The sequence below is a fragment of the Nocardia ninae NBRC 108245 genome (assembly GCF_007990755.1).
Taxonomy (GTDB): Bacteria; Actinomycetota; Actinomycetes; order Mycobacteriales; family Mycobacteriaceae; genus Nocardia; species Nocardia ninae.
In genome coordinates, this window is sequence record NZ_BJXA01000054.1 from 41,982 (window position 1) to 61,873 (window position 19,892).

Below are 19,892 nucleotides of genomic sequence, written 5' to 3' on the forward strand. Positions count from 1 at the left end.
CGCGCGTCTCCTCACCGTGATGGCGGCCGACCCCTCGGTATCCATGTGGGCGGCGGCGGGCCCCGAAGCCAACTACGCCATCAGGCTGTGGACTCGTGGTGCCGAGCGTCTGTACGGCTATTCAGGTGACGAAGCCATCGGCGAGAACTATGTCAACCTGTTGACGAACAAGCTCGAACGCGACCAGGCGATAGCAGATCACGACAATATAGTGCGAACCGGCACGGTGGTTCGGAACCTGGTAGACGATGTCGTACTCTCCGGCTCACAGCGATTGCTACTCACGATTCGTTTTCCACTCTTCGACAAGTCCACAAATTCCCATCTCCTCGCCGAGACCGGCATCGAGGTAACAGACGTTTCCCTCGAGGACGCGGTATGGCTCACCAGAACCCGCGAAGAAGCGATCCATATCAGCGAAAGCGCAGCGCGAGAGGATCTCTCGGAGCAACTGCGCCGGCTGGTGGGCGCCCTGACGTTGTCGGGTACCGGCGAGGACGAGCGCTCTGCTCTCGCCTTGGGCGTGGAACTCGTTCGGCAGGCGATCAATGCGCAGGCCGAATCGAGTGTGTGGCTCGCAGGCCGGGGCGAGCAGTTCAGCGAGGTATTTCGGAGCACCGGCTGGCGAGTTCCACCCGGCTTGGACATCGGCCGCGCGCTGGAGTGGTTCGGATCGAGTACCAAGCCGATCCTCCATGATTCGAGGTCCCGCCCACACCGACTGCTCAAGCAGCTTTTCGGCACACACCAAGGGCCGCTCGACACGGTGGGCATGATTCCACTGCACGCCGAAGGCGTGTTCCTGGGACTTCATTTGATCCGGGTGCCTGCCCCGCATACTTTCACCCAACTCGAGCGAGACGCGCTACCCGTCCTGTCCTCGGCCGTGCTGGCGAGCGCACGACTCGCCGCCGAAGTTCGCAGGCGGCGGGAGGAGGCTGCCGAGTCGAGGGCGGAGGCGACTCGACTACGACTCAACGGTGACTTCGCCCATCGAATACGCAAAGCAGTGGATCCGATTCTGCGCGACGTTCATGCGATACGCGAGGAACTAGAGCTGCGCGGCGTGAAATTGGATGGCGAACTCGAGCAGTGGATCGACGATATCACCGAAGGCTGTACCGAGCTGGCCCGCGCGCCTGCCGAACTTCATCGGGCCCAGAAGGTGGCCCGCATCAGCGTGCGCGGCGTACTGACCGCACTGCGAAATCGGCTCGGCCTGGAGTTTCCGGACAGCATCATCGAACTCGATCTCGATGACATAGCCGGCGTTCTCGTCCGTGGCGTCAAGGGCGATGTCACGGCACTGTTCGAGAATCTGCTCTACAACGCCATCGAAGCAATGGACTGCAAGGGACGCGTGCGGGTGAGCGCGACGGTATCCGGCAGGTCCGTCGCCATCGCCGTGTCGGATGAAGGCCCCGGTATCAAGCCCGAGGATGTCGCAGGTGTTTTCCAACTAGGGTTTTCGAAGAAAGGCGAAGGTCGTGGGCTCGGCCTGGCCCGAGCACGAGAAATTGTTACAGACCTGGGCGGCCAGATCACAGTCGACGTCGAACGCGCGCCCGGCGCCACTCTTCTGGTCGTTCTGCCTATCTGCAGGAGGGCGTAGATGGCGATCGTATTGTTACTCGAGGACAATTTGAAGTTTGCTCGGGCGGTGCAGCGCGTACTTCGTGGCCATGAGGTACGACACGTGACCAGGGTCGATGCGGCGATCGATGAACTCCAGCATCCCGAGGTGGACTGCGCACTGATCGATCTCAACCTCACCGATGAGGACGACTATTCCGGTTACGAAGTCTTGTCCTACATCCTTCGCAACCGGCCCGATTTGCCACGCGCTGTGGTGACGGGCTCTCGCTTGAAAGGCGCGATCGCCAAGAATATCCTGCTCCGATACGGCGTCGGCGACATCGTGATCAAAGGTGATGTCGACAGGGAGGGCTACGGGACCACCGACCTGATCGACACGGTGAGTGACCTGCTCGCCGGCTCGGATCGGCAACGTCGGGAAATGGCCCGGAACGAGGTCGCCTCCATTTCTCTTGCCGCGCAGACCGAATTACGCCGTCGTATCAATGGACTACAGCAACTCTCGGAACAACTCCGTAGCGGTAGCGGCACCAAGCGCCGCGACCCGACGGCGAACAGCCGCACCGCATTGACCCGGCGAGCCGAGAAACTCATCGAACTGGAGGCGGCGGCGAAGGCCAGGTGCGGCGTGGTTGCACTGGGCGAGCTGGCGCGTGAAGTGGAATTGTTCGAGGCAGAATCGGCGAGGGTACTCGATGATTCGTAAGATCAGCGCCAGCCTCGGCTCGGTCCACCCGGGCGCCTTCTACCTGGCCAGTGCCGTAGTGCTGTCGTTGGCGGCGAATGCCTTCACCGAGGCCTACGGATCGGTTCCCGCTCCGCCGAATCAACGATCGCTGCTGCTGTGCGCACTCGCGGCCTTCGTGTCGGCGGTGGCGTTGTCGACGTTGGGCTGGCGAATCGAAACCATCAGATCGTTGGCCATCGAGCGCGCCGCGGACGTAGGTTTGCCGGCGCGACATCTCATCGGCGAAGCGACGAAGGCATTCTTCGTCGAAGTATTCGTGAAATTGACGATCGGCGTGGTGACGGCGGTGCTTTCGGTCGTTTTCATGCTTGCTCGATGGTAGGAAGACGCAGCCTCGCGCCGTGCACGCCTGCCTCCGCGCGCCCTGGCGACCACCGCCGACGGCCGCGTTCATCCCTCGCGACGTTCGGACATGCTCGCGCTTCACATTCGATGACGCCGCCGCCCGAACTAACTTCACTAAACTATAATTACCTCTTGAAGAGCCGCCGACCCGGCAGTAAAGTAGGGATAGTAGAGGTCCGCACACTGGCAGACTGGATGAGATAGGGAATCCCATGGTCACGAAAGCCCAGCAGCAGAAATTCGCGAAGCACTTCGAGCGCTACGATGCCGATAGAGACGGCAAGATCGATCAGTCGGATATCGACGCGTTGATCAACAGGTGGTGCGACGCATTCCACATTCCACCCGGCTCCGACAAATGGCGGAGCACCATCAAGCGAGCCAACCGACTGTGGCAGGACCTGCAGGGGCACGCGGATGCCAACGGCGACAAGGTAATCAACACCGAGGAATGGATCGCCGCACACGAAGATCCCCGTTTCGTCGACGAGGTCGCGATTCCACTTGCTCAGCTCACCTTCGAACTCGGCGATACCGACGGTGACGGCAACGTGTCATTGAGCGAGTGGATGACCTTGCAGTCGATCTCCGGTGTCAGCCAGGTCGACGCGTTGAAGATGTTTCAAGCGCTCGACGGCGACGGCGACGGATACATCACTACCGACGAGCACGACGCGGCGCTTCGTGAATTCTTCGGCAGCGATAACCTCCAAGCCGCAGGGGCTCAATTGGCAGGCCATCTGTAAGAGGTCGCACCGGCCACGAGATCCGAGACCTGCACGGGGGTTGTCGTCCCGTCATGACGTCGGCCCCCGCGCAGCATGCTATCTCCGTCGACATCACGACGATACGAACAACCTACTCGGTTCTCGCCCGTGCGAAGTCGGTCGGCATCGCAAAAGCCCTCCGACGCTAGGACATTGAGCACAGATCTGCCGTCGAGACCGATTCGACGTCGGCAGAGCACCGAACGCGCTACCTTAGGACTGCACTCCATCGCCACAGCGAACATCCTGCCGCACACAGTATTGCCGCCCGGAGAGGAGATTCCCGATGATCACAGCCGACAAGATCGAGCACGAGGTGGACATCAATGCACCCGTCGCACGGGTGTGGGAGCTGGTGACCGAACCGGGCTGGTGGGTCGGCGACGGTGACAGATCCGGTCAAAGTCGTAGGCGCGAAGGCGATTTCGACGTGATCGAGGACCCTAAGTACGGCCGGTTCCCCGTCCGGGTCGAGACCGTGCAGCCGCAGGACTACATCTCCTATCGGTGGGCGTCCGCCTTCCCCGGCGCGATGCCCGGCGACGGCAATTCCACCCTGGTGGAGTTCCGGCTCGCCGAGCGCGACGGCGGTACCCGCGTGCGGGTGATCGAGAGCGGCTTTGCCGCACTGGCCCTGCCCGACGATGAGCGGGCGAAGCGGGCCGAGGAGAACAAGGGCGGCTGGAAAATGCAGTTGGACGTCCTCAAAGCCAACGCGGAGTAGCTTCGGACCGACCAGCGCCACGAGATTCGCAGGCCGCCTGCCCGTTTCCCGGCAGGCCGTGGTCGAGCAGCCGGCTTGCCCGCGAGAATACGGACTCGTCCCGGGTCACCACGCAGACGTGCACAACCGGATCAGTCAGGGCCCCACGCGAATTCGACCACGCGCTGCCGCAATCCACTGCTATAGATCACGACTAACTATAGATTACGGTAGTATTCAATCCGTAGGCACCACACGGCGGGATGGGCCTCCTTCGCGGAAGTCGACCGAACCCTGCGGCCTCAATCGAACAGCGGTCCGGCAAGAGACGCGGAGATCATCATGGCCGAGAAATCAAGCGACACAACCGATGAGGTCGGCGAGTACTACGACGGTGTCGGTGAACTGGTGCAGGTCGTCGGCGGCAACCTGCACCTCGGCTACTGGGACGACGACCAGGACGACACGCCATTCCTCGAAGCCATGACCAGGCTCACGCGGATGATCGCCGAACGACTACCCCTGCACCCCGGCCAGCATCTCCTCGATGTGGGTTGCGGCGTGGCCGAACCGGCCATTCAGCTGGCCGGGCGACTCGGCATATCGGTCACCGGCATCACGGTGAGCGGCTGGGAAGTCCAGGAAGCGACCACCAGTGTCGCGCGCGCCGGCCTGGCCGAAAAAATCACCATCACCTGGGCCGACGCCGCCGCACTCCCCTTTCCGAACGACGAGTTCGACGCCGCCATCGCCTTCGATTCGGTGCCCAACTCGCCGGACAAACACAAATGGCTGGGCGAGATATTCCGAGTGCTCCGGCCGGGCAGCCGATTCATCTACTCGGAGTACCCCTTGATCGCGGACGTGACGCCGACCCAGCGGGAAGTACTCCGGGCGAACACCGTGCCGGACCCGCCGACCAGCATGGGTGCGGCCGTGGCGCCGGCCGTCGCGGCCGGATTCGAGGTGATCGAGGAACTCGATTGCAGCGACAACGCGCGCCCATTCTATGACGCATTTTTGACTCGATTCGCAGAACAACGGGCCGACTTGGTCGCGGCCTACGGCAAAGACCGGATCCATAACTTCGAATCCGGCATCACGACAATGTTCGAACTCTGTCGCGAAAAGATCGGTTACTACCTCATCGTGTGCCGAAAGCCGTGAGGTCGTAGGCACAACTATATGAAAAGGAGTGTGATCGGGCGTGTCCGAGATCCGACGGCGGCTGCTCAAAGCGACTACGCAGGAAGATCACACCACCGGGGAACCCCGCACCTCCAAACGCCTACCGATCGGCGTGTACGTCCTCGGCGCCAGCGTATTCGCCCTGGGCACTTCGGAATTCATCGTGTCCGGGCTGGTCGATCAGATCGCAGGCTCACTCGGGGTCTCCGTGCCCCAGGTCGGCCAGCTGATCACGGCGTTCGCGCTCGGCATGCTGATCGGCGCCCCCTTGATGGCCGTCCTGACCCTCGGACGGGACCGCAAGACCGTGCTCCTGGTCGCCGTGACCGTCTTCTGCGTCGCTGATCTACTGACGGTGATCCCGGTCTTCGGTCTCATGTTCGCGATGCGGTTGATCGCGGCCATGGCCTGCGCGACCGCGCTGACGGTGGCCCAGGTGATGGCCGTCGCGCTCGCCGGGCCCGGGCGGATGCCGCAGGCGATCGCGGTGATCCTCGGCGGCATGACGCTGGCGAATGTGGCGGGCGTACCGCTCGGCAGCCTGGTCGGCGCGCTGTTCAGCTGGCAGGTCATCTTCGTGCTGATCGGCGTGCTGAGCGCCATCGGCGCCGTACTCGTCGCATTGTTCGTGCCCAGGTTGCCGCGCGACCACGGCCCCGCGGTCGGGCTGGGCACGCTGGTCGCCCGCGAACTGCGGTCACTGGTCCAGGCTCGGGTCTTCGTCGCCCTCGCCACCATCGTGCTGTTCGAGACAGCCCTGTTCAGCGTGTACGCCTACGTCCAGCCGCTACTCATCGAGGCCAGCGGCATCAGCGTGCACCAGGTGCCGATCGTGCTGTTCTTGTTCGGTATCGGGTTGTTCGTCGGCAACACCGTCGGTGGCCGGCTGGCACAGTTGAACGCCATGAAGAACGTCCTCGGCAGTCTGGTGGCGATGATCGTCATGCTGCTGGTGCTGCGGGCCGTCGTGCACCACGGGATCGCGGCGGCCGCCGCTATCACCATCCTCGGCGTGTGCGCGTTCTCGATGACCGCCGCGCTCAGCTCGCGCGTGATCGGTTTCGCGGTGGCGGCGCCGACCCTTGCCGTCGCAATTGTCATGTCCGCCTTCAATATCGGCAACGCGATCGGTCCGGCGATCGGCGGCGTCGTTATTTCTCGCGCGGATATCGCCGATGTCATCTGGGTCGGCGTGATCATCGCGCTGCTCGCGCTGGCCACCGCCCTCGTTTCCGTCGTTATCGAGCGTCGGCGGGCGTTCGCACCGGCTCCGTGAGCACAGCTCGGCGCCGGTGGCTGAAGCCGCCGGCGCCGGGCCTGCCGGCTACGGAGTCTGCTGCTACCGCGAGCCGGAGGCTGCCCGCCGGGCGTCGACGGCGCCGCGTACCTCTTCCGAGATCAGATCGTCGATCATCGCGGCCGCGACCTCGGCACCCATCGCCGCGGCGCCGATCAGCTGCTTGGCCGGATCGGCGACGTTACCCGCAGCCCAGACGCCCGGCACCGCGGTGCGGCCGGTGGCGTCGGTGGCGATGTAGTCGCCGATCCCGCTCGGGTGCGCGGTCGGGGTCAGCCCGAGCGGCGCGAGCAGGTCACCGCGCGCGGAGAATCGCGGCCCGCACACGAGCGCCTGCAGCTCGACGACCTCACCGGTACGCATCCGAACACCGGTCAAGCGATCATTGGCGATCTGTAGCGCCGCCACCTCGCCGGGGATGATCGCGATATCGCGAGCGGTGAGCTCCTCGACCTCGCTGTCGGTCAGCGTCGGCCCGGTGTGCGGCAGGAAACGGAGCTGCGCCGACCACTGCCGGAACAGCATGGCCTGGTGCATGGACATCGGCGTCGTGGACAGCACGCCGATGATCTGGTCGCGTACCTCCCAGCCGTGGCAGAAGGGACAGTTCAGCACATCCCGACCCCACCGCTCGGCGAGTCCAGGGAGCTCGGGCAGATCATCGGTGAGGCCGGTCGCGACGAGGAGGCGGCGTCCGTGAATGGTCCCGGAATCGACGACCTCCACCCTGACACCCTCGCCCGACGCCGACACCGCCGTCGCCACGCCGGTGACGAACTCGACGCCGTACTGCCGTACCTCGGCGCGGCCCGCTACCAGTAAGTCCCCCGGCGGCATGCCGTCCCGAGTCAGGAACCCGTGCATGTGCGTGGCGGTGGCGTTGCGCGGCTCGCCGCTGTCCACGACAACCACCGTGTATCGCGCACGGGCGAGCATCAGCGCGGCGCTCAAGCCCGCCGCGCCACCGCCGACGATCACTACATCGCAGCGATTTCCGGACTCTGGGATCGTCACTCCAGCCTCCTGTAGTCAGATAGATATATAAGATGATAGCATTTGGTAGCTGATCGAGTATCGGCAGCACTCCAGCATCCGGTTCGAATACACGGAGATAACGCGATGACCAGTGCACTGAGAATAAGTAAACTCCGAAAGTTGTTCGGCGCATACGATGTCGACCAGGACGGCGTCATGGACGAACTGGATGTCACGGCGCTGGCCCAGATGTGGTGCGACACATACGATCTCCCACCCCGATCGGCGGAGTGGAACCGAATTCATCGACAAGCCCATCGAATGTTCCGGGATATGCCGGGGTCGGTGGACGCCGACGGCATAAAGAAGGTAACCGTCGACGAATGGCTGGCGTGGGGCGACCATCCGGAATTCCGGAAATTCGTCGAATCGTCGGCGATACCGTTCAGCATGGCGGTGTTCGCGGCCGCAGACAAGGATCAGGACGGGCGAATTTCCATGCCGGAAATGATGGCGGCTCAGCTCAAAGGCGGAATGTCCGAGCAGGAGACGAACAAAGTATTCTCCCTATTGGATGCCGACGGTGACGGTTACGTCACCACGGATGAATACGTCGAGGCTTCCAGAGAATTCTATTTGAGCGACGATCCGGCCGCGCGGGGAAATCACATTGCCGGCGAGCTGTAGCCGCCAGGTTTTACGGAGAAGTCCGGCCGGATGAGCATTCCGGCCGGACTTCTCCGTCAGGCCTAGGCGACGCCCCTGCGGTGCACCGTCATCGGCAGCGCGTCCACCGGCATCGTGACAGCCGGTTTCGGCTTGGGCTGATGTCCCGGCACGGAGACCAGCCGCCAACGCGCGGCGATCGTCGCGAGCACGATAATCAACTCGGCCCAGGAGAACGACTCACCGATACAGCCGTGGACGCCGGCCCCGAACGGCATGAACGCGTTGCGCTGGGCGCCGGTCACGCGCTCCGGCAACCAGCGATCGGGATCGAATACCTTCGGGTCGGCAAAGATCTCGGGATTGTGGTTGAGCGCGTAGAAGCTGTAGAGCACCACCTCGTCGGCCGGTATGCGGTAGCCGCCGAGTTCGGTGTCCCGCGTCGTCGTTCTGGTCTGGAAGAAGCCCTGGGTGCGCAGGCGCAGCGTTTCGGTGAGCACCCGGCGGGTGTATTCCAGCTGAGCGACATCGTCGTATTCGGCGGCCCGACCGGCGAGCACCCGGTCCACTTCCTCGTGCAGCCGCCGCTCGACCTCCGGATGGGTGGCGATCTCATGGAAGGCCCACGCCAGGGTATTGCTGATGGTGTTGCTGCCCGCGATGAAGAAGGTCAGCACCTCGTCGTGTATCTGCTGATCGCTCATGCTCGGCGTGCCGTCGTCGTCGCGGGCGAGCAGCATCATCGACAAGAGATCGCCGCGGTCGACGCCGTCGGCCCGGCCCGCCCGGATCGTCTCGTGAATGGTCCGCCGCAGATACTCCTCCGACTCCCGATATCGGCGATTCGCCGGGGTCGGCAGCTTCGTCAGCAGGCCGGTGGTGTCGGTCATCTTCCGGAAGAGTCCGCCGAGCACGGCTCCGGTGGCGTCCATGAATCGACGCTGGTCCAGCGCGGTACCCGGTGCGAAGATCACCTGGGTCACATTGGCCAGGGCGAGTTCGTCCATCTCGCGCTCGACCCGAAGGGTGTCACCCTCGGACCAGGCTTCCATCGTCGCCACGGTTATTCCGCTGATCAGCGAGGAGTAATGGACGATCCGCTTACGGTGGAAGGCCGGCTGCAGCAGGCGGCGCTGGCGCCGATGGAAATCGCCGTCCGAGATCCCGAGGCCGTTACCGAACATCACGCGGAACCGTTCGGTGATCGGGCCGCCCCTGGCGAATATCTCCGGTGCGCGCATGACCTGCCGCATCAGGTCGGCGTCGTTGATCACGTACATCGGCCTGCGGCCGAGCCGGATCATGGTCACCGGATCGCCGGACTGCAAAGAGAGCAGCAATTCGCCTGGACGTCGCTTCATCTCGAGCCCGTGGCCGAGTAGCGGCATGCCGCCGGGCGTGATCGCCGGCTGTCGAGCAATAGTGGTCATCGGTTCGCCACTTTCTGAATCGGGCCGCGAGCTATTCGTCGCCGCGCGCGGTATGGGCGGCCGATGGCACGGTGGCGAGAACCGTTCCGGTTTCCAGCAGAGCCTTGAGATTGTTCATCAGCCCCGGCCAGCCACCGCTGCCTTCGAGTTGGCCGCTGATCGCCCGATACATGACGCTGCCGGGCTCGAAGCCGTCGTGGGTCACCGTCAGCCGAACCTTGCCGTCACCGTCGGGTTCGAGTTCGAAGGTGACCTTGGTGCGCGGTTCCTTGGCGTACTTCGCGAATTCCTCGTCCGTCCAGCCGAAGAGTTGGGCGTGCGCGGGTTGCAGAAGGTGCCAGCTGTAGGAAAGCAGCCGAGGCGGGTCCGCTGCCAGCACGACCTGGCCCAGATCCTGGAATTCCTCCTCCGGCATGTTCTGCCATTTCACCGGCGAACCCACTCGCCAATCGGATTGCATTCCGACGCCGAACCAATATCGGCGGGTGAATTCCGGTTCGGTCAATGCTGCCCAGAGCTGCGCGGGTGTCGTCGCAATGCGTGTCGTGTAGGTGAATTCCATGGTGCTCATCCTTCTGGACTTCGATGCTGCTATAGCTGATCGTGGTCGGCTGCCCGGCCCCGAGTCGAATTGGCCCCGGCACCACGGTCGCAACCGCATCACGACGTCACCCGCTACCCGTACTACCTCGCCTGCGAATTACCGCCGCAGGTTCGGTGGGTTCTCGTCCAGCACCAGCCGGAGGGTGACGTCGTGCTCGAGGGCCGCTTTCAAACTGGCGACCAGGTAGGCGAATCCGGCCGTCGAATCCCGGACGCCGTCGATCTGGGCTTGCAGATCGCCGCCGTACCCGCTCTCGGTGATATGCAGATACGTGGAGTCGTTCTCATACGGCGTGAACGAGAACTCGACGGTGGTCGGCTCGTCGGGATTGTAGTTGTCCCAAGTGAATTGGATACTGCTGTCCGGGTCGAACTTCTGAACCCGAATCGTGCGCGCCACGCCGTACATCTCCCATTCCCAGGTGAGTTCGGCACCCTCTGCCATCCGGCCACTGCTCTTCGTGTACCAGAATTTGGACGTGATCGAGGGGTCGGCGAGGGCCTCGAAGACGTCGTGCGGCGAACGGCGGATGAGCATGCCGAGGTCAACGGACGGGGGTTGGATCGGCTGCGGCGCAACCATGGTGTCTCCTGTTCGGTGAAGGGATTCGATAACTCTTTCGGTAGTGGTTCGGATTCACCGTAACGGTGGATGGGTGTCGTCGTGCGTCATTCGAGCATGTGAGGACTCACTTTCCGTCGAGCCACAGGTTGGTCGGATCGCCGTTGAGCACCGGATAAGGCAGCCAGTTCCGCACGGTCGTTGCGTGGAACCAGTACTGGTGTGCGAAGAGGATGGGCACCACGGCGGCGTCGTGCAGCACCTCGGCCTCCATCCGGCGGAAGAGTTCACCGGCTCGTGCTTCGTCGGCCGAAGTGAGTGCGGCGCCGAGCAACTCGTTGACCTTCGCACTGCGATAGCGGCCGAAGTTGGAACCCCAGTCACCGTGCTCGACCACACCCCGGCTGTCGAACAGGGGTTGCAGATATGTTCTGGCGTTGTTGCCGTACCAGTCCGGTTCCCAGCCGGTAAGGGCGATGTCCCAACTCTTCTGTGTGACCGAGGTGGAGAAGTAGTCCGAGAAGAGCTCGTTGATCGAGACGCCGACCAGTTCGACGCGGATACCGGCCCGGGCCAGCGCCGCTTTGACCACCTCGGCCGTCTCGGGGTGGATGTCGCGGTCGCGGAAGACCAACCGCAGCGTGAGCCCGTCCGGGTAGCCGGCATCGGCGAGTAGTTTTCCGGCCAGCTCCGGATCGCCGCGGCCCCCTTCTGTTCCGTACGGACGGAACTCGCGATGCGCGGTGCACAACGGGGGCAGGATCTGATCGGCGATGTCGTTCAGCCTCGGACCGCCCCATACGCGCGATACCGCGGCCTTGTCCACCGCGTACTGCAGCGCGACTCGAACCTCCCGACCGGCCATGACGGGGCTGGCGAAGTTGATCACCAGATAGGGGCTGAACAATCCGGCGGAGCACACCTCCAGCCGTGGGTCATCGCCGTGCAGGAGTGGCGGGAGTTCCTCGGTGAGCGGTTGGATGTCCCACAGCATGTCGGCCGCACCGGTGGCAACCAGATCGTGAGCCGCGCGCTCGGACATCCCCTCGCGAACGACGATGGAGTCCACATATGCGGCCCGCAGGCTATCGGACTTCGGTTCCCATGCGGGGTTCCGCTCGAGCACGATCCGTTCTCCCGGAACGTAATTCACCACCTGGTAAGGGCCGTTCGAGGCAAGAACGCGGTTGAACTCCTGGCTGCCGGGGACGAAATCCAGGTACTCGACCGGTGCCGGCGTGGCGAACGGCAAGGCGAGCATGTTCAAGAAGTCGGAGGTGGGATACCGAGTGGCGAACCAGATCTCCCGGTCCCCGCGCACGCGCACACCGCGAATCTCGGTGTGCTCCATGGTTTCCGCGATGGTGTCGCGCGGCGCGTCCGCCATCGCGTCCCGGAACTCGGTCATGCCATCGATCGTGCTCAGGTAGTAGGCCAGGCCGGGACTGCTCGCGAGTGGATGGGCCAGTCGCTTGATCCCGCGGACGACATCGCCGGCGACCAGCGGGCGGATGCCCCACGGGGTGTTCCACCGCAGGTCTTCGGCGAGGGTGAACCGATACTGCGTGCCGTCCGTGCTGATCCGGCCGTTCGCCACGGTCGGCACCTCGGTTGCCAGGTCCGCGACGATCTTTCCGGCTTCCGCGCGGTTGCGGCTCGCGACGTAGCCGACCAGCTGCCGCGTGTAGCCACGGACGATGCCGCGGGTAGCCGTGTGGTACGCCAGCGCGGGGTCGAGATAGTCGACGTCGCCGGCCCCGACCAGGGTGAGCGTGCCGCCACGCCGGGGCGCTTGCTCCTCGGTCGAGCTAGCAGTTCGAGTAGTTGTTTCCCGCACTGCCACACCACCTTTCCGCATCCGCCCCAAAGTATACTTCTATTACATATAGTGATCTAGAGGATCTTTCGGCACGGTCCGAACCAGGAGGTCGGCAATGAGCGGTGATCAGCCACGGTACGGCGGCACCTTGCGCCTGTACGGGCCGGGAAGCATGGACCATGTCGACCCGGCGAGCTCCTATTACATGCTGTCCGGGCAGATCATCAGACTGTTCACCCGCCAGCTGTTCACCTATCGTCCGGTGGCGCATCTGAACGACTGGAACCAAGTGACGCCGGTACCCGATGTCGCACTGGAGATCCCGACGATCGACAACGGCGGTCTCAGTCGCGACCACCTGACCTATACCGTCCGCCTGCGCCCAGGAGTCCTGTGGGACACCACCCCGCCGCGCGAGGTGACCGCAGCGGACTTCGTCCGTGGGTTCAAGCGCATGTGCAACCCTGTGCTCCGAGCCGGCGCGATCCACTACTACACCAGCACCATCAAAGGCGTAGCCGAATACTGCGACGACTACGCCGCCGCTGTGCCGCAACGGAATCCGACGGCGGCCGAGCTGGCGCGGTTCCAGAACTCCCGCGATATCCCGGGGATCACCGCGGTCGACGAACGGACCCTGGTGTTCGAGTTGATCCGGCCTGCACTGGACTTCATTCACATCATCTCGATGATGTTCGCGTCACCGGCTCCCGCGGAATATGACGACTTCGTCCCCGACAGTCCCGAGTTCCGGCGAAACGTCCGGTCGTTGGGGCCTTACCGGCTGACCCACTACCGCCACGGCGCGGAACTGCGCATGGCCCGAAATCCGGTGTGGCGCCGGGACACCGACCCGGTGCGGCATCAGTATCTGGACGGTGTCGAGGTCATCATGGAGAAGGCGACACCGGAGCAGGTCGGGCAGCGGATCAGAGCCGGGCACGCGGACCTGTCCTGGGCGTCCCCGGTCACCGAAACCTACGACGAGAATCCCACCGACCCGGGTAACAACCTCGGCTACGCGTTGAATCCCTACGTCGTGCTCAACACCGTCAGCCCGAACGCCGACGGCGCCATGGGCAAAGTCGGAGTGCGCCAGGCGATCTCCTACGCGATCGATAAAACGACAATGGTCGACATCTTCGACAAGCTGAGCGTCGGTACGGTGATGTGGCCCGCCCACTCCGCCATTCCACCGGGCAATTACGGCTACGAGGACTTCGATCTCTATGCGACACCGGGCGATCGAGGCGATCCGGCGAAGGCGCGTGAACTCCTCACCGCCGCAGGTTATCCGGACGGACTGACGTTGACGGTCGCGCATCGCGATGTGGACGCGAACCCCGAGGTCGCCGACGCACTGGCCACCGACCTCGCGAAGATCGGCATCACCCTGCGTTTGATCGCACTGGGGCACGCCGACTTCTACCCCTTCCTCCGGGATCCGGCCAATGCACGGGCAGGCGCCTGGGACATGTCGACCCCGGCGTGGACACCGGATTGGTTCGGCAACAACGGGCGTGCCTTCCTGCAACCGATGTTGCAGACCAACGAAGTTCGCGGCACCGGCAACTACGGGTGCTACAGCAACCCCGAGGTCGACCGCATGATCGAGCAGGCGCTCTCGGCGACCGATCCGGCCGACGCGCACGCGGCGTGGCATGCGGTGGATCTGCAGGTGATGCGGGACGCGGCCATCGTGCCGATCCTGGTGCACGCACCGACCATCCCCCACATCCGGGGTGCCAGAGTGCGCAATGCGATCGCCATGCCCACCATCGATCGCTGGTTCGACCTGTCCAACCTCTGGCTCGATACCGGCGAATGAGCGTCCCCGATAACGACCTGCCGTCCTACGAGCCGGTGGTCCGCGAGTATCTGCTGTTGGGGCTGCGCCTGGGCAAACTGATCGACGGTTTCGTGGACTGCTGGTTCGGCGATCCCCGGCTCTCGGCCCGCGTCGACGAAGAACCACCCGCCAATCCCACCGAGTTGGCTCGGCACGCGGCCGGGCTGCGGGCCGAACTCGCCGACTCGGACCTGTCCGACGCGCGGCAGCGGTATCTGTCCGCGCAACTCACGGCGCTGGAATGTGTGGCAAAACGGCTGTCCGGCACGGACATACCCTTCCTGGACGAGATCCGTCAGTACTTCGACGTCGACCTCACCATCGGCGATCCCGAGTGCTATGCGAACGCGCACAAGGCGATCGCCGAGTTGTTACCGGGCAGCGGCGGCTTGCAGGAGCGGCTCGACGCGTACTACGAGCGCAATCGCATTCCACCGGACCGCTTGCAGCGAGCCGTGCAGGCTGTCTCCGACGAACTGCGCGTGCTCGCACAACCGCTGTTCGGCTTGCCGGTCGGCGAGCGTGTCGATTACGAAGTGGTGCACGGCAAGCCCTGGAACGCCTTCAACCGGTATCTGGGCGGCTTTCGCTCCGAGGTCGCGCTCAATGACGAGGCCGGGCGCGCGATCGCGGCCCTGCCGATACTCGTCACCCACGAGTCGTATCCCGGTCACCACACCGATCATTGCCTCAAGGAGGCTGGGCTCGTGCGCGAGCACGGGCACGGCGAACAGCTCATCTCGCTGGTGAACACGCCGCAGTGCCTGATCTCGGAGGGTACGGCCGAACTCGCGCACGTGGCGGTCCTCGGCTCGGGGTGGGGCGAATGGACAGCGAGAATCCTTGCCGGAGAAGGGATAACCAGCGACGGTGCGCTCGTCGAGCGAGTGCGGACACTGCTTCAGCGGCTGTTGCCCGCTCGCCAGGACGCGGCGATCATGCTGCACGACCGCGGCGCCGATATCGATGACGTCACCGACTATCTCCAGCGGTGGCTGCTGCTGCCGCGCGACCGAGCCCAGCACATGGTGAGCTTCCTGACCGACCCGCTGTGGCGGGCCTACACGGTCACCTACATCGAGGGGGCACGGCTGGTCGGCGCGTGGTTGGACGACAAACCGGCGAATCAGCCTGTCGCCGAACGCTATCTGAGCCTGCTCCGGAAACCGTTGCTGCCCTCCGACCTGCAGCGTGAGCTGGACGCGACGAAAGTGTCACCGGCTATTGGGCACTGATGCCGGGCACCATGATCGCGCGTAGTTGCAAGGTGGTGTGGTCGCAGTACCAGATCCGGCTGCCGTCCCAGGTCAGCCCGGTCGGGTTGCCTGCGACATTGTACGAAGCGACCTCGCGACGCGTTTCCAGGTCGACGAGATTGATCATGGCGCCGTGGTAGTCGGCGTAGGCGAGGTAGTCGTCGGAGACGGTGACGCCGGCGGGCGGCGCGTGCACGGGAATGGTGTCGACCAGCTTGAGCCCGTCGGTCGTGCGCAGATCGATCGACTTCCGATTCTCGTAGCCGAGCCACACCCCGTGCTGGGCCGCCTCGAGTCCGGACAACCCTTCGCCTGGACGGGGATTGGGCAACTCGGTGACCGTATCGCCTGTCGCTGGGTCGATTACGCGCAAGACCCGGTCGTCACCGACGACTTGGACCAGATGACCACCCATCGTCGTGAGATCGGAACGGACTGCCGCGCAAGGGATTCGGTGTTGGACGGCGCCCGTTGCCGGGTCGATCGCGATGATCTGGTTGAGCACACCTTCGGAGAACCAGAGCAGATCTCCCGACCAGGTCAGGCCACACAGCTTCAGCGCCCGCACGGGGATGTCGCGCACTGTTCCGACAGAAATCGGCATTACCCCTCCCCTCCCCGAGCGATGGTGCAATCCAGCCGCCAGTCGGTGACCACCCGGGATTGCGCGGAGCCGGACGGTCTGTGCACCGTCGCCCGGACGGCGTCACCGTCGGTCACCGGGGTGTGCCGCAGCGGCCAGATCCACACTGCCCAGTTACATCCTTGATAGGAAGGAAAATTCGACAGGGAGACGCCCTCGATGAGGTCGGCGGTGAAGAACCCCATGATGGCGTGCAGGTTTCCAGGCCGGCTGATGGGCAGGGTCACGCGGTCCGAGATCGGCACGGCGGCGCTGAGCAGCCGCGGTTCCCGCTGGAAGAAGTGCAATTGGGCATGTGGCTGGGCGAATTCCTGCACGGCGTCGAGCCGGAAGCCGTGAAAATCCTGCCCCCACATCCCCCAGCCTTCGTCATCGAATTCGATCGCGGCCAGCGTGGTGGTCAGCTCGCGCGGGATGATCCGGCCGTCCGGCTTCAGGTTTTTGCGAGCGACACTGTCCAGCACTCGCATCATGTTCTCTTCCGGGCCGAGATTGCCCATCATCTCCGAGACGATGACGTCGGCCTTGCGCGGTAATCGGACCGCGCGCGCGTCACCCTGGACGAGGGTGAGCTGATCTTTGAGGTCGTTGGTCACGATGATGCGTTCGGCCACCGCCGCCACACCCGGGTCCGCCTCGATCGCGTACACATGCTCGGCACCGTGTTTCAGCGCCAGGAGCGACAGCGCCAAAGTTCCGGCGCCGACGTCGATCACGATCGAGCCGGGCTCGACGGCCTGCGCCAGCGCCTGATCGTAAGCGTTCATCCTCGGCCGGTCGGAGAGCATCACCTGGTGCATGAGAAGGGTCAGCGGATCCACAATGCCTGCCTCCGGTCGTGGGTGCTGGTCCCTCCCGCACAGCGCGGTGAGGGACCAGCAGGGCCGAGCTTTCGCTATTGATAATTCTAGGGAACTCGCCCGAGCGGCCGGCGTCAAGCGACGACCGCTCGGAAGAGCCCACCTACACGTTGACGGCGGCGTGCTCGCCGACAAACGAATCACGCATGACCAGATTGATACCCGTCAGCCTGGCCTTGACCTCGTCCGCAGTGGTGACCAGCGCGGTGTCCGTGCCGTTCATCTGCAGCTCGGTCCCGGTGGCCTCCATGCTCGACAGCTTGCCGAACACGTGCACCGGATTCGTCGCGTACAGCGTCACCTCAGGGGTGACCAGCTCGAACTCGGTGTCGATGTGCAGCTCGCTCGGGTAGCGGATGCGGCTCAGGCTGTCTTCGGTGCCTTCGCCGAGGGTGCCACCGGACACGCGCGGGAAGCTCACCCGCAACATCACGCGCCCGCCGAGCTCGGCGCAGTGACCCGAGATCGCGACGCGCGAGATCTGTGCCAGCACACCGGAGCCCTCGTCGTGCTTCTCCGGTCCGAACAGCAGGATCTCCGTGCCCGCCGCGTGCTTGTAGTCGCCGGCCAGGTCGACGGTCACCTCCTTGCCGCCCACCTCCAGTTTGGCTTGGCCCTCCAACGACACCTGCATGATCATCGACGGGTCGACCAGCATGGAGATGCACGGCCCGGCGCTGGGCATGAAGAACATGCTCGGCGTGATGCCTACCGGTTCGTTTTCGTCGTTGGCGGGGTACCAGGCCTCGGGCAGGGTGGTACCGCGGACCACGTTTGGCCCCACGATCACGTCGAACGGACCGTCACCGCGCGGCTTGCCGAGATACGGGCCGGTCAGCGGCTTCTTGAACGGCGGGATATGGTCGACGACACCGTAGATGTCGATCACGTTGCGGTGTGCCAGCCGCAGCGTGCTGGACTCCAGGATGCCGAACCGGCGAATATTGAACTCCGCGGGGAAGTTCTTGCCTGGCGTGATCTGGCGTACGTGACCGGTGTTGGGCAGGAACGGATTCGACAGCACCTGGATGCGGTCGTCCAGTTCGTAGCTGTAGCCCTTGATACCGACCTCGGGGGCCGAGATCAGCTCGGTCTCGAACTCCGCGTAACCCCTTTCGTCGACGCGATGCTCGAACCCGGGCATCGGCCACTTGTTGAGTTGGACGAAGCCGGAGAGGTTGATCGTCTCCTTCCGTGCCGCGTAGTAATCCTCACCGAATGCCACGGTCGCGGCGGCGAGGATATGCGGACGGATCGGCTTCGGTTCTAAGTTCAGTGATTCGTACGTCTCTTTGATGGCGCTCAATCCAGACACCTCCAGCGTCTGTGGAACTAGTTGGAACGATGCCTTTAACTATATGTTTTTGAACTGATCTGGGCAATGATACGAGCCCTACCAAAAGGAGAAGTATCAAGATTAATTTCCGATCCCGCTGAATTCGCGCCAGCAAATGGCATGCCGAAGCCGCGCAACACGTTTCATGTTGCGCGGCGGCTGCCGGCGGAATCAGGTCAGTGACTTCTCCTGGTTTTTGACTCGGAATACGAAGGTCGCCGCTTCCGCACCGTCCGGATCCGCGACACCGTCCCAGCCTTCGACGTCGACGTAGACGGTTTGGCCGGGGCCGATCTCGCCGAAGAGGATCTTCTCCGAGAGTTGGTCTTCGATCTCGCGTTGGATGGTCCGGCGCAGGGGCCGGGCACCGAGCACGGGGTCGAAGCCACGCTTGGCGAGCAGGGCTTTGCCTTGCTCGGACAGCTCCATCGACATGTCCTTGTTCTTCAACTGGACACCGACCCGGCCGATCATCAAATCCACCATCTGCACGATCTGATCGGTGGTCAGCTGGTGGAAGACGATGACGTCGTCGATCCGGTTGAGGAACTCGGGCCGGAAATGCTTCTTCAGTTCGTCGTTGACCTTGAGCTTCATCCGCTCGTAGTTCGAACCCTGAATGTTGGACTGGGTGAACCCCAGCCCGACCGCCTTGGAAATATCGGAGGTGCCGAGGTTGGAGGTGAAGATCAGTACCGTGTTCTTGAAGTCCACGGTCCGGCCCTGGCCGTCGGTGAGACGACCGTCCTCCAACACCTGCAGCAGGGTGTTGTAGATCTCCTGATGCGCTTTCTCGATCTCGTCGAACAACACCACCGAGAACGGCTTACGCCGCACCTTCTCGGTCAGCTGCCCACCCTCCTCATACCCGACGTAGCCGGGAGGGGCACCGAACAGGCGTGAGGCGGTGAACCGGTCGTGGAACTCGCCCATGTCGATCTGGATGAGCGCGTCGTCGTCACCGAAGAGGAAGTTCGCCAGCGACTTGGCCAGCTCGGTCTTACCCACACCCGACGGCCCGGCGAAGATGAACGACCCCGACGGACGCTTGGGATCCTTCAACCCCGCACGGGTGCGGCGGATCGCCTTGGACACGGCCTTGACCGCGTCTTCCTGGCCGATGATCCGCTTGTGCAGCTCATCCTCCATCCGCAGCAGACGGGTGGTCTCCTCCTCGGTCAGCTTGAACACCGGGATACCGGTCCAGTTGGCCAGCACCTCCGCGATCTGCTCATCATCGACCTCGGCA

At 63.9% G+C, this 19,892-nt stretch carries 19 protein-coding genes; 10 read left to right on the forward strand and 9 right to left on the reverse strand.

The window, feature by feature from the left end:
- Window positions 1-19: 19 nt before the first annotated feature.
- From NN4_RS30295 to NN4_RS30325, 7 genes are all read left to right on the forward strand, one after another.
- The gene (locus tag NN4_RS30295; RefSeq protein ID WP_147138685.1) at window positions 20-1,612 is read left to right on the forward strand and encodes a sensor histidine kinase; all 1,593 of its coding nucleotides are present in this window, start codon (window positions 20-22) and stop codon (window positions 1,610-1,612) included.
- Complete coding sequence (locus NN4_RS30300) at window positions 1,613-2,302, forward strand: response regulator (RefSeq protein ID WP_147138686.1); 690 nt, start codon at window positions 1,613-1,615, stop codon at window positions 2,300-2,302.
- Complete coding sequence (locus NN4_RS30305) at window positions 2,292-2,666, forward strand: hypothetical protein (RefSeq protein ID WP_147138688.1); 375 nt, start codon at window positions 2,292-2,294, stop codon at window positions 2,664-2,666. The genes NN4_RS30300 and NN4_RS30305 overlap by 11 nt, the downstream gene beginning before the upstream one ends.
- 235 nt (window positions 2,667-2,901) lie before the next feature.
- Window positions 2,902-3,435 carry an EF-hand domain-containing protein gene (locus NN4_RS30310; protein ID WP_147138691.1) on the forward strand — a complete coding sequence of 178 codons (534 nt, stop codon included), beginning with the start codon at window positions 2,902-2,904 and terminating at the stop codon, window positions 3,433-3,435.
- A 307-nt stretch (window positions 3,436-3,742) separates the two neighbouring features.
- The gene (locus NN4_RS30315; protein ID WP_147138693.1) at window positions 3,743-4,180 is read left to right on the forward strand and encodes an SRPBCC domain-containing protein; all 438 of its coding nucleotides are present in this window, start codon (window positions 3,743-3,745) and stop codon (window positions 4,178-4,180) included.
- Between the two features lie 321 nt (window positions 4,181-4,501).
- On the forward strand, window positions 4,502-5,326 hold the full coding sequence (locus NN4_RS30320) for an SAM-dependent methyltransferase (protein ID WP_147138696.1): 825 nt from the start codon (window positions 4,502-4,504) through the stop codon (window positions 5,324-5,326).
- A gap of 40 nt (window positions 5,327-5,366) precedes the next feature.
- Window positions 5,367-6,623 (forward strand): MFS transporter, encoded by a 1,257-nt coding sequence (locus NN4_RS30325; RefSeq protein WP_147138698.1) that lies wholly within the window; start codon window positions 5,367-5,369, stop codon window positions 6,621-6,623.
- Window positions 6,624-6,686: 63 nt separating this feature from the next.
- Here the strand turns inward: NN4_RS30325 and NN4_RS30330 are convergent, their stop codons facing one another.
- On the reverse strand, window positions 6,687-7,658 hold the full coding sequence (locus NN4_RS30330) for an NAD(P)/FAD-dependent oxidoreductase (protein WP_246181169.1): 972 nt from the start codon (window positions 7,656-7,658) through the stop codon (window positions 6,687-6,689).
- A 105-nt stretch (window positions 7,659-7,763) separates the two neighbouring features.
- On the opposite strand from NN4_RS30330, the gene NN4_RS30335 reads away from it, so the two are divergent.
- On the forward strand, window positions 7,764-8,306 hold the full coding sequence (locus NN4_RS30335) for an EF-hand domain-containing protein (protein ID WP_147138699.1): 543 nt from the start codon (window positions 7,764-7,766) through the stop codon (window positions 8,304-8,306).
- Window positions 8,307-8,368: 62 nt separating this feature from the next.
- On the opposite strand, the gene NN4_RS30340 is transcribed toward NN4_RS30335, so the two are convergent.
- From NN4_RS30340 to NN4_RS30355, 4 genes are all read right to left on the reverse strand, one after another.
- Complete coding sequence (locus NN4_RS30340; protein WP_147138700.1) at window positions 8,369-9,715, reverse strand: cytochrome P450; 1,347 nt, start codon at window positions 9,713-9,715, stop codon at window positions 8,369-8,371.
- Window positions 9,716-9,746: 31 nt separating this feature from the next.
- The gene (locus NN4_RS30345; protein ID WP_222595198.1) at window positions 9,747-10,277 is read right to left on the reverse strand and encodes an SRPBCC family protein; all 531 of its coding nucleotides are present in this window, start codon (window positions 10,275-10,277) and stop codon (window positions 9,747-9,749) included.
- Window positions 10,278-10,415: 138 nt separating this feature from the next.
- Window positions 10,416-10,901 (reverse strand): SRPBCC family protein, encoded by a 486-nt coding sequence (locus tag NN4_RS30350; protein WP_147138702.1) that lies wholly within the window; start codon window positions 10,899-10,901, stop codon window positions 10,416-10,418.
- A 106-nt stretch (window positions 10,902-11,007) separates the two neighbouring features.
- Window positions 11,008-12,717: an ABC transporter substrate-binding protein gene (locus tag NN4_RS30355; RefSeq protein WP_147138704.1), complete on the reverse strand. Its 1,710-nt coding sequence runs from the start codon at window positions 12,715-12,717 to the stop codon at window positions 11,008-11,010.
- Window positions 12,718-12,814: 97 nt separating this feature from the next.
- Here NN4_RS30355 and NN4_RS30360 point away from each other — a divergent pair, with 97 nt between their 5' ends.
- Window positions 12,815-14,527 (forward strand): ABC transporter substrate-binding protein, encoded by a 1,713-nt coding sequence (locus NN4_RS30360; RefSeq protein WP_147138706.1) that lies wholly within the window; start codon window positions 12,815-12,817, stop codon window positions 14,525-14,527.
- Window positions 14,524-15,783 carry a DUF885 domain-containing protein gene (locus NN4_RS30365; protein ID WP_222595199.1) on the forward strand — a complete coding sequence of 420 codons (1,260 nt, stop codon included), beginning with the start codon at window positions 14,524-14,526 and terminating at the stop codon, window positions 15,781-15,783. The genes NN4_RS30360 and NN4_RS30365 overlap by 4 nt, the downstream gene beginning before the upstream one ends.
- Here NN4_RS30365 and NN4_RS30370 read toward each other — a convergent pair.
- The 4 genes from NN4_RS30370 to NN4_RS30385 all read right to left on the reverse strand — a co-directional run.
- Window positions 15,770-16,408, reverse strand: a complete 639-nt coding sequence (locus NN4_RS30370) for an NHL repeat-containing protein (protein ID WP_147138708.1) — start codon at window positions 16,406-16,408, stop codon at window positions 15,770-15,772. The two genes, NN4_RS30365 and NN4_RS30370, sit on opposite strands and share 14 nt — an antisense overlap.
- Window positions 16,408-17,268 (reverse strand): class I SAM-dependent methyltransferase, encoded by an 861-nt coding sequence (locus NN4_RS30375; protein ID WP_147138710.1) that lies wholly within the window; start codon window positions 17,266-17,268, stop codon window positions 16,408-16,410. The genes NN4_RS30370 and NN4_RS30375 overlap by 1 nt, the downstream gene beginning before the upstream one ends.
- A 142-nt stretch (window positions 17,269-17,410) precedes the next feature.
- Entirely contained in the window at window positions 17,411-18,613 is a 1,203-nt protein-coding gene (locus tag NN4_RS30380) for a DUF6004 family protein (RefSeq protein ID WP_147138712.1), read from the reverse strand.
- A gap of 201 nt (window positions 18,614-18,814) precedes the next feature.
- Window positions 18,815-19,892: AAA family ATPase (locus NN4_RS30385; RefSeq protein ID WP_147138714.1), on the reverse strand; the 1,078-nt coding region annotated here is incomplete at its 5' end.